The sequence below is a fragment of the Microcoleus sp. A006_D1 genome (assembly GCF_036702805.1).
Lineage (GTDB): Bacteria > Cyanobacteriota > Cyanobacteriia > Cyanobacteriales > Microcoleaceae > Microcoleus.
This window is the reverse complement of sequence record NZ_JAUBVZ010000002.1, coordinates 437,915-446,660: the sequence shown is the minus strand read 5'-3', so window position 1 is coordinate 446,660 and position 8,746 is coordinate 437,915. Positions and strand designations below refer to the sequence as shown.

Annotated in this window: 6 protein-coding genes; 2 read left to right on the top strand and 4 right to left on the bottom strand. The window is 47.8% G+C overall.

The features are described from left to right. From QUB68_RS04835 to recR, 3 genes are all read right to left on the bottom strand, one after another. A partial coding sequence (locus tag QUB68_RS04835; RefSeq protein WP_332989882.1) for a DUF4347 domain-containing protein occupies positions 1 to 2,697 on the bottom strand: 2,697 nt, incomplete at its 3' end. An 830-nt stretch (positions 2,698 to 3,527) separates the two neighbouring features. After that, positions 3,528 to 5,624 (bottom strand): prolyl oligopeptidase family serine peptidase, encoded by a 2,097-nt coding sequence (locus QUB68_RS04830; protein WP_332989880.1) that lies wholly within the window; start codon positions 5,622 to 5,624, stop codon positions 3,528 to 3,530. Between the two features lie 318 nt (positions 5,625 to 5,942). Further along, positions 5,943 to 6,536 (bottom strand): recombination mediator RecR, encoded by a 594-nt coding sequence (gene recR, locus QUB68_RS04825; protein WP_332989879.1) that lies wholly within the window; start codon positions 6,534 to 6,536, stop codon positions 5,943 to 5,945. 2 nt (positions 6,537 to 6,538) lie between these two features. On the opposite strand from recR, the gene QUB68_RS04820 reads away from it, so the two are divergent. Continuing rightward, positions 6,539 to 6,832 carry a hypothetical protein gene (locus QUB68_RS04820; protein WP_332989878.1) on the top strand — a complete coding sequence of 98 codons (294 nt, stop codon included), beginning with the start codon at positions 6,539 to 6,541 and terminating at the stop codon, positions 6,830 to 6,832. A gap of 7 nt (positions 6,833 to 6,839) precedes the next feature. Here the strand turns inward: QUB68_RS04820 and QUB68_RS04815 are convergent, their stop codons facing one another. Next, on the bottom strand, positions 6,840 to 7,208 hold the full coding sequence (locus QUB68_RS04815) for a translation initiation factor (RefSeq protein WP_332989876.1): 369 nt from the start codon (positions 7,206 to 7,208) through the stop codon (positions 6,840 to 6,842). Positions 7,209 to 7,467: 259 nt separating this feature from the next. On the opposite strand from QUB68_RS04815, the gene trpB reads away from it, so the two are divergent. Beyond that, on the top strand, positions 7,468 to 8,703 hold the full coding sequence (trpB, locus tag QUB68_RS04810; RefSeq protein WP_332989874.1) for a tryptophan synthase subunit beta: 1,236 nt from the start codon (positions 7,468 to 7,470) through the stop codon (positions 8,701 to 8,703). Positions 8,704 to 8,746: the final 43 nt, after the last annotated feature.

Genomic DNA, 8,746 nt, shown 5'->3' with positions numbered 1-8,746 from the left:
TCCTAATCCTGTAATTAATTTGCTGCTGTTGGGCGGAGTGCTGAGGTTAGTAGGTGTCGCTACTGGCGGTTGGTTCGTCGTGGGAGAAGCAGCAACTGTAGCGGTAGCAGCGGGACTGACTGCGCCGAGGTTATCTGTAGCGCTGTAGGTGAAATTGGCTCCCGTAAAAGTGCCTGTGGAGCTGAAATATATTTGCCCAAGCTGTGCTGGAGTTAGGACTTGGCCTGCTGTCACGGCTACGCCACCGTTGGCTGGATCTCCTAAGAATAGGACTCCTTGGGCGACTGGGGGCAGGGTGGTGATGGCGTAGGAGGCGATCGACCCATCGGGGTCACTTCCTCCTAATCCTGTAATTAATTTGCTGCTGTTGGGCGGAGTGCTGAGGTTAGTAGGTGTCGCTACTGGCGGTTGGTTCGGAATCGGTGTCAGAGTTGTAGTGACTGTAGCATTCGCAGCAGTGCCGTTGTTGTTGGCGGGAGTGGGGTCGGGAGTAGCTGAGCTGCTGCTGGCGGTGTTCCTGACGCTGGCGCCCGATAGCGGTGCAATGAAGCTGACTGTGTTAGCAACGCTGGCTAAGCTGGCTAAGCTAGGAACTAGCGGGAAGGTGACAATACCTGTAGCGGCATTGTACGTACCTCCGTTAGGGAAGCTGACTCCTGTTAAACCAGGAATGATGCTATCTGTAATTGTGACGTTAGTCGCTGGATCTGGCCCGTTGTTGACTGTGGAAATTAGGTAAGTAACTCTCGAACCAACAGTAGCAGCCGTAGACCCGGCTTTCGTGGTAACGAGGTCGGCCGTAGTAGCAACAACTGTAGTTGGGACTTGAGATGTTATGGAAGTACCGTTGTTGTTGGCGGGGTTGGGGTCGTAGGTGCTGGAGTTACTAAAAGCAGTGTTAGTTATGGTAGTGCCAAGCGCCCCGGTGACAGTTGCAGTGATGCTGCGGGTGGCGCTAGCACCCCTAATCAGAGTCGGAATCGCCGGCCAGATGACAGTCCGCGTTAGAGAGTTGTATGTGCCGTTGCCAGCGCTGTCGATAGCGCTGACGAAAGTTAAGTTTGCCGGCAGTTGATCTTGAATCAGAACGTCTGTGGCAGTGTTGGAGATAATATTAACATTTCCAGTTAGCCCGAGTTCTGGCCCGATATTGGTGGAAGTAATTGTATAGGTAATGTTGCTGCCTGTAACGGCAAACGCGGGGCCACTTTTAGCAACAGAAATGTCGGCTTGGGTTACAGGAGTAATGATAGTTTCGACAAGGAGATTAGCAATCTCGTGAGTGTTTGTAAACGAGCCTGTCGAACTAGCGAAACCAAATTTAAAAGTAGCCGGTATTGCTCCGTTTCTCGTGACCAAATCCGGTATGTCGATAAAAGTTTCGTTCGTATCAAATACGCCGTTGCCATTATCGTCTAGGGCAACTGAAAGACGACGGTTTGTACCCGGAAATAATGTAATTTGGACTCTTCTTTTAGCAGTGGTGCGAGTGGTTGCCGAAACATTATCTATGCCGCCGGGAACGGTAGCGTTAGTTAAAAAGCTATACGTTGTGGCTGCGCTGCCTCTAATTGCTATTGAATCAGATAGCTGCCCGGTGCCACCCACACGCCCTTCATTGGAATTGGAAAAATTGCCAAATTCGTCTAATCCGACACCTAAATAACCTCCTGCAATCCCGGGCTGGTTGAGAGTGTTGTTGGGAGCATAGCCGAGAGAGCCACCGAAGCCTCCCGCTGCTGTTGGCGTAGTTGTGCCGTCAATTAGGAAAAAACTAACGCCATCGGCACCAATACTGCCGTTATAGGCAAATAAATCAAAGGTAACTTTTAGGCCGTCAGCGGAAGAGATGGGGCTGTTGTAGATGACATAATTTGCTTGGTTGTTTCCGGCTGAGGTTAATCTCAAAGCGCCGCCACCTGCTGGATCGGGAGTGGGGAGACCCACTACACCGGGAATAATGCCGGGGCCGGTGCCTGCGGTTAAGCCAGGAGGAGGAGGTGAACCGCCGCCATTATAAATCCAAGGCCCTAGTACGCTTGAACCTTGAAAGGTTTCGGAAACTAAAGTTACCAGGACAGATGTGTAGGCTTCTAGGACTTCTTTTTTAAACGCTAGTTCGGCATTGATTCGTCCTGTAGCAATTTCCAATTCCCAGTCGCCGCCTAGTGCTGCACTCCCAGTCAGGTTGTTGGAAGCGGCAATATTTGCTCCCGTTAATTCGCTGAGTTTTTGGATGAATTTAATCCCGGATTTGCCGGCGCCTACGTTACAGCCGTAAATCAGAATGTTGGCTTGCGAACCGAAGGCTTTTGCCCACTGCTGCAATTGGCTGCTGTAGGTTTCTAAGTTATCAATATTCAGTTCTTTTGAGCCGATTTCTATCGCGGCTTCTCGGCCGTGAGAAACTATGTGCAGGCTGTTGATGCTGCTGCGGTGAGCTAAAATCTGGGTGATTTGGGCGATCGCATCTCTGGTTGGATTGAGTACAAATACTTCGGTTCCCGCTTTGAGCCCGCCGATCAATTGCCCGTAGTTTTCTACTCGGGAGTCAACAACGACTAGATCTTTTTTCGATGCACTTTCTGCTTGAGAGCTTTCTCTGTCACTCAAAAAAAAGTTGTTTTTAGTGGCAATATCGGTAAATATGGGTGTTTTTACGGCTGACAAATTCGACATATTGGGGATCGTTTTCATAATTCGCTGATTTACTTGTCAGTTCTAACCTACCCCCTTTGAAAAAACTTGATAAACATCAAAATATAAATTTTACATGAATTATTCTTCTTAGTATAATTAAATACTTACGTGTTGTTTTAAAGTGTATATTTTAGGGAAGTCTTGCACTGGGAATACTGTGCCCGCTCGCGGGTTGCCCTAGCTAAAAAATCACCGCAAACCCTAGATACGCAAGCATTTTCGGGCTTTTACTGGGCTATTAAATTTTTGCTTCTTTGAGAATAGGTGATGCCAGAACCGTGAGATTGCGATCGCCCGTTACTTACGTATTGCTGCACAAAAAGGCACTTATTCCGATCGCAAGCCAGTACACCGTACAGTTGTAAGTGTGATTTTTTGTGAAATTGTTACCGTAAATCCACTGAAAAAATCAGTTTCACAGCTCGGGAAAATTTTTTACTTTATATTTCCTTTACTACTTTTGACAGTTGACATCCACGGTTAACTTCCTGAAGTGGCAGCGAAACGATCTAAAAAATATCTGATAATGACCACTAAAACATACATTTATTAACATAACTCAATATAAGTTAACAGTAGTGGTAGTTGACAAGCTGCATTAATCTGTACTATGGGTTTTCGGCTATCCGCTGCGAAAACCCGCGAACCATCGCTAGATTTAAGCATTGAACACCAGATGTTCACAAAAAAATGTCTCCAGCACTACAGTCAGGTAGGGGGTGCGTACCAGCAGGTGAGGTGCTTGGTACTGGGGGGCACCCATCCTAGGCAATACGTACTGTCCGCGCGTGCCCATTCCCTAGGATGCAACCGCAATCCCGCGCTGGTTAAACGTTAATATCGAGTTCCCGCACTAAAAAAGCCCATTCATCTGCCAATTCTTCAATGATTTTTGCAGTGGGTTTGCCGGCACCATGTCCCGCCTTAGTTTCGATCCGAATTAACACTGGTTTTTCTCCCGCGTGCGTTTCTTGCAAAGCCGAAGCAAACTTGAAACTGTGGGCCGGAACCACTCTGTCGTCATGATCGGCAGTTGTAATCATTGTCGCCGGATAAGCCGTTCCCGGTTTGAGATTGTGCAGCGGAGAATAGCCGTGAATTGTGGGAAATTCCGTGGCATTTTCCGGCGAACCGTATTCCGAAGTCCAGGCCCAACCAATGGTAAATTTGTGGAAGCGCAACATATCCATAACGCCCACTGCTGGCAATGCTGCACCGAACAATTCCGGCCGCTGAGTCATGCAAGCCCCCACTAATAAACCGCCGTTGCTGCCACCTGCGATCGCCAATTTGGCCGGTTTGGTATACTTGTGCTCGATCAACCATTCAGCAGCGCTAATAAAATCATCAAACACATTTTGCTTGTTCAACTTTGTGCCAGCTTGGTGCCATGATTCGCCGTATTCACCGCCACCTCGCAAACAGGCGATCGCATAAATTCCGCCCATCTCCAACCACACGACATTGCTAATAGAAAAACTCGGAGTCAGCGAGATGCCAAAACCGCCGTACCCGTACAAATATGTGGGGTTATTGCCATCAAACTGCAAGCCTTTCTTGTGCGTAATAAACATCGGTACTTGCGTACCGTCTTTGCTCGGGTAAAATACTTGTTTTGTTTCGTAATCCTCGGGATTGAAATCAACATTTGGCTGCCGATAAATCGTGCTTTCATCTGTCACCATATTATAGCGATAGATGATGTTCGGCGCGGTGAAACTGGTGTAACCGTAAAAGGTTTCGGTGTCGTGGCGCTTGCCGCCGAATCCTCCCGCCGAACCGATTCCGGGCAAGGCGATTTCTCGCACGAAAGAGCCGTCTAAGTTGAAGATTTTAATCTGAGTGTAGGCGTCTTTCAGGTAGGAAGTGACAAATTGATTGTTGAGGAGACCAATGCCTCCAAGGGTTTCGGCTGCTTCGGGAATGATTTCTGCGAACTTCCCTTGACTGTCATCGCCAGCGAGGGATGAGGGAGCAGGGTTGTTGGTGTCGATCGCAATTACGCGGCCCAGCGGTGCATTCAAGTCTGTTTGAAACCAGAAAAGCGAGCCTTCATTGTCTATGAAACTGTACTCCGACTCAAACTTGTTAATTAGTTCAACAACCGTTGATTCCGGTGCCGTTAAATCCTTGTAAAAAATCAAGTTTTTGGTTTCAGTTCCCTGCCAAACTGATACAATTAAGTAGCGACCATCTTCGGTGACGCCACCGCTAAATCCCCACTCTTTTTGGTCTGGACGCTCGTAGATTAATACGTCTTCAGATTGGGGTGTGCCGAGCTTGTGGTAAAACAGTTTTTGATAATAGTTAACGTCTTCGTGTTTGGTTTTTTCGTTGGGTTCGTCGTAGCGGCTGTAAAAAAAGCCTTTACCGTCGTGAGTCCAGGATGCCCCTGAGAATTTAATCCACTTTAAATGGTCTGATAAATCTTTGCCAGTTGCCACATCGCGAACTTTCCATTCCTGCCAGTCGGAGCCGGAAGTTGACAAACCGTAGGCCATTAGTTTGCCGTCTTCGCTGATAGCTATGCCGCCGAGAGCAACAGTTCCGTCTTCTGAGAGAGTGTTGGGGTCAATTAATACTTTTGGTTCGCCGTCGAGGAATGGTAAAGTATAAAGTACGGATTGATTTTGCAGGCCGTCATTCTTGTAGTAGAAATAGCGATCGCCCTGTTTGAAAGGTATGCCGTATTTCTCGTAATCCCAAAGTTGGGTCAGCCGCTGTTTAATTTTGTCCCGCGCCGGGATTTCGCTGAGGTAGCCAAAGGTGACTTGGTTTTGGGCTTCTACCCAGGCTTGAGTTTCCGGTGAGTCGGGGTCTTCGAGCCACCTGTAGGGGTCTGATACCTTCACGCCGTGGTAGTCGTCTGTTTGCTCGGCTTTGCGGGTTGTGGGGTAGCTTAAAGGGCGATCGAATTCAGTCATATTTTTTCACTCTCAATAACTTTGTTCAGTTTAACCTTTTTTGCAACAAAATTGTTATTGCGAGCCTCAGCCAAGCAATCACAGAGGTTGGGAAAATATAGAACTTTTCAATCTGATAAAATACAGGACACGGCAGTGCCGTGTCCCTACCCGATCCTCTGTACTTAACTCTACTAAAAACCGCTATAGATCATCAATTGTCAACTCATCCCCTTCTGGGATCTTCCTTCGTTTCCTTAGCGCCTAAGCGCTTCGCGCAGGCTACGCCAACGCGGTTCGTTTCTCTTACTTGTTAATTCAGCCATAACCAGTTTTCAACTAATCCAATTCCCTCCTTCCTTCCAAAGCGCGAGCTAAAGTTACTTCATCGGCATATTCCAAATCTCCCCCCATCGGCAAACCAAAAGCGATCCGCGTCACTCGGGTAAAAGGTTTTAATAAGTGACCGATATAAAGAGTAGTAGTTTCGCCTTCCACGCTGGGACTAATAGCAATAATTACTTCCTTAATTTTTTGCTGGCTGACGCGCCGGACTAACGGTTGAATGTTCAATTGTTCCGGGCCAATTCCATCCATCGGCGAGATGACGCCGCCGACAACGTGATATTTGCCGATGTATTCCCGCGTTTTTTCTAAGGCGATTACGTCGCGGGATTCTGACACTACACAAATCGTAGAACTATCGCGGTTGGTATTGCGGCAAATTTCGCAAACAGGTTCAGCAGATAAGTGAAAGCATACCTTGCAGAAACCTACTTGCTGTTTGGCATCAATCAAAGATTGAGCTAGGGCTTGCACGTCTTCTTCGGGGCGCTTTAAAATATGCAAAGCCAGCCGCTGTGCAGTTTTTGGGCCGACTCCGGGCAAGCGCTGCAATTGTTCGATCAAACGGGCTAAGGGTCGAGTGTACATAAATGAAGGAAGAAGGAAGAAGGAAGAGGGAAGAAGGAAGAGAGAAGAATAAAGAAATTGTTTGTTCGCAGTACGGAATTCAGTTTGTTCTTGGTTACTTCTTCTTAATTGCAGGAAGAAGGAAGAAGTTGTTTGTTCGTAGTGCGGACTTCAGTCCGTTCTTGATTCAAAAGATTAAAGTCTTCACTACGAACCCTGGGAAGGACTTTAGTCCTTACTACGAACCCTGGGAAGGACTGAAGTCCTTACTACGAACCTGGGAAGGACTGAAGTCCTTACTACGAACCTTGTTTTAAAGTTAAGTTAGCCTCCGCTGATTTTAGCTTTGTAGCCCATTTTTTTGAGGATTTCAGCAAGTTTTTGTTTGTGTTCGCCTTGAATTTCGATTTCATTTTCTTTAGCTGTACCGCCTGTGCCGCATTGGGCTTTTAGCTGCTTGGCTAAGTCTGCTAAAGTTTCAGGTTTTTCTTGAAATCCGCTGATGACTGTAACTGTTTTGCCGCCGCGTCCTTTTCGGGATGCTTCTACTTTCAGATTTTGTTGATTTGAGGCAACTTCCGGGACTCCCCGTTGGAGGGCGGCTGAGTTGTCAACGTTGCCAAACTCGGAGTAAACTACTCGTTTGCCGTCGGTTGTTTTGTTGTCGGAATCTTTGCGTTTTGATGCTGCCATATGTTATAGTGCCTGAAGTTTTTTTACGGGTATTTCTAGTTTTAGCGGGTTGGGGTATAGTTGCGATCGCTCATTGGCGCTCTCATCTTCTACTGATTGTATTAGCCCGTCAAGGGTTGAAGGAATTATAATGAAATTTGTTCGATCGGCTCATTGTGCGCGATCGGCTTTGGTACGATCGACTTGTGCGTGCGATCGACACGCCAGCCTCTAGCTTACCTGCGAATCTAAAAATCTAAAATCTAAAATCTAAAATCCTATGACTGTTACCCCCCTGCGTCTCACCCTCGAAACCGCCCAACGCCCCGACTCCCTCGGCAGATTCGGCAAATTCGGCGGCAAATACGTCCCCGAAACCCTGATGCCGGCTTTATTCGAGCTAGAAGCCGCTTTCCACAAATACCGCAGCGAGCCCGAATTTCAACAGCAACTTCAACAATTGCTGAAAGATTATGTCGGCCGCCCCAGCCCTTTGTATTTTGCCGAACGTCTCACGGAGCATTATGCTAAACCAGACGGCACTGGCGCGCAAATTTACCTCAAACGGGAAGATTTAAACCACACTGGAGCTCACAAAATTAACAATGCTTTAGCTCAAGCATTGTTAGCAAAACGCATGGGCAAACAGCGGGTAATTGCTGAAACTGGTGCTGGCCAACATGGCGTTGCTACCGCCACAGTTTGCGCTCGTTTCGGTTTGGAATGCGTTGTCTACATGGGCGTTCATGACATGGAAAGACAGGCTTTAAATGTGTTTAGAATGCGCTTGATGGGTGCTGAAGTACGACCTGTGGCCGCGGGTACGGGAACGCTGAAGGATGCGACTTCCGAAGCGATTCGCGACTGGGTAACAAATGTGGAGACAACTCATTACATTCTCGGTTCCGTAGCAGGCCCGCATCCTTACCCGATGATGGTGCGCGATTTCCATGCAATTATCGGTGAAGAAACCCGCGCTCAGTGTCTGGAAAAGTGGGGCGGTTTGCCGGATATTTTATTAGCTTGCGTGGGCGGCGGTTCTAATGCAATGGGTCTTTTCCATGAGTTTGTTGGAGAAGAAACTGTGAGATTGATTGGTGTTGAAGCGGCGGGCGAAGGTGTGGATACTGATAAACACGCTGCTACTTTGACGAAGGGAACTGTGGGTGTTCTGCACGGGGCAATGAGTTATTTGTTGCAAGATAATGAAGGTCAAGTGATTGAGCCGCATTCGATTAGTGCGGGTTTGGATTATCCGGGTGTGGGGCCGGAACACAGTTATTTGAAGGATGCTGGCAGGGCTGAATATTATAGCGTAACTGATCAGCAAGCTTTGGATGCTTTTCAGCGCCTTTCGCAGTTGGAGGGGATTATTCCGGCTTTGGAAACTGCTCACGCGATCGCCTATTTGGAGACTCTCTGCCCGCAGTTAACGGGCAGTCCGCGCATTGTGCTTAACTGTTCGGGACGCGGTGACAAAGACGTAAACACTGTCGCGAAGGTTCTGAATATCTAGTTTACCGGAATTTCGGGCGATCGCTCTGTAGGAATGGTCAGAG